Raw genomic sequence first — 1,799 nt, forward strand, 5'->3', positions numbered from 1 at the left:
ATATCACCCTTTGCCTGTTACTGTCCCCGATTGGTTTGATAGACGTAAAAGTTAAATAAATCGAATAAACTGCCAACAAAAGCAAAGGTGACAGCGATGGTTAACATTCCTTGTAGGGGATAACCGTCGCCGAAAATGGTTAAAAATTGCAGGATTTGGCTAAAACCGGTCTGAGAAACCCAAGTAAAGCCAGGGACATGACTGGTGGCCAATAAAGCAGCTAAAATAGAACCTACCAAGAGGACGGGGGCAACAAAACTTAATAGGGTGGAAAATAGCAGCGAACGGAGCAAAGTAAGCATGGGTGCTGATCTCCAGAGAATTAGGGGGCGATCGAACGGGAATAGGAATCTACACTCGCTCCCCTATAGAATATACGTTCATCTCGGCTAGGGGCGGTTTGTTAAAAAATCTTAAAATATCATTAAGATTCTTGGTTAAGAACGATTAAGTGGTAAACAAAAGTCAACCCGATAATTGCTGGGGCAGCCTTTTTCAGTGATCAGTGTAGGGTGTAGGGTGTGGGGTGTAGGGTGTAGGGTGTAGGAGGGAAAAGTACCACTTTCAGGCTTGGCGGTGCCAACTGTGGCACCGGGACTGACTCCTGTCTCCTGATAACTGGAACTACCTGAAGCATTGATCCCCGTGGTGTGGTACTGTCAATTCAGTGTATTTATCGGCACTGGCTTAAGATTTGTCGCTATTGTCCTCCCCTTCTCCTGTCGCTGTTTTTGAGGCTTTCTATGACCGACATTCCCTTCACCCTAGACCAACTGAGAATTCTCAAAGCGATCGCTGCCGAAGGAAGCTTTAAACGGGCGGCAGATACCCTGTATGTATCTCAACCGGCGGTCAGTCTTCAGGTACAAAACCTCGAAAAACAGCTAAATGTGCCGTTATTTGACCGGGGCGGTCGGAAAGCCCAATTAACAGAAGCGGGACACCTACTCTTAAGCTACGGCGAAAAAATTATCACTCTCTGTCAAGAAACCTGTCGGGCGATCGAAGATCTACAAAATCTGCAAGGGGGAACCCTAATCATCGGTGCTTCCCAAACCACGGGAACCTATCTTCTTCCCCGCATGATCGGGATTTTTCGGCAAAAATACCCAGAAGTATCCGTACAGCTACAAGTTCATTCCACCCGTCGCACCTCTTGGAGCGTTGCTAACGGTCAAGTGGATTTAGCCATTATCGGGGGAGAAGTTCCCGCCGAATTACAAGAAACCCTGCGGATTATCCCCTACGCAGACGATGAACTGGCTTTAGTCCTGCCTATTTTTCATCCTCTGTCTAAGGTAGAAATGATTCAAAAAGAGGATTTATATCGACTAAAATTTATCACCCTCGATTCCCAATCGACGATTCGCAAAGTCATCGACAAGGTTTTAACCCGTTGCGAGATCGATACCAAACGCTTAAAAGTGGAGATGGAACTTAACTCGATCGAGGCGATTAAAAATGCCGTACAATCCGGTTTAGGGGCGGCTTTTGTCTCGGTGACAGCGATCGAAAAAGAACTACAAATGGGAGTTATCCACGCGACCAGAATTAAAGATGTGGAAGTACGACGCACCTTGTCGGTAATTATTAACCCGAATCGCTATCGCTCGAAAGCTGCCGAAGCTTTTACCCTAGAAATACTACCCCAATTCTCCACCTATCCGGAATATCTGGCTGACGACCACAACTTTGAACCGATTCCTAACTCGCAACCCGCCGAAATTATGAGTAAATAGGGTTGGCTGAATAAATCTAAAAACCTTGTTGGGTAAGACTTTTAGACTTTTTGGTTTCCA

The 1,799-nt window shown here is 46.0% G+C and carries 2 protein-coding genes; one reads left to right on the forward strand and one right to left on the reverse strand.

Annotation, left to right across the window (positions count from 1 at the left end; all coding sequences use genetic code 11):
• Positions 1 to 17 precede the first annotated feature (17 nt).
• Entirely contained in the window at positions 18 to 302 is a 285-nt protein-coding gene (locus tag IQ242_RS23905) for a hypothetical protein (RefSeq protein ID WP_052277378.1), read from the reverse strand.
• Between the two features lie 441 nt (positions 303 to 743).
• On the opposite strand from IQ242_RS23905, the gene IQ242_RS23910 reads away from it, so the two are divergent.
• Positions 744 to 1,739 carry a LysR family transcriptional regulator gene (locus tag IQ242_RS23910; RefSeq protein WP_002759960.1) on the forward strand — a complete coding sequence of 332 codons (996 nt, stop codon included), beginning with the start codon at positions 744 to 746 and terminating at the stop codon, positions 1,737 to 1,739.
• Positions 1,740 to 1,799 lie beyond the last annotated feature (60 nt).

The organism is Microcystis sp. LEGE 08355, assembly GCF_015207185.1.
Lineage (GTDB): Bacteria > Cyanobacteriota > Cyanobacteriia > Cyanobacteriales > Microcystaceae > Microcystis > Microcystis panniformis.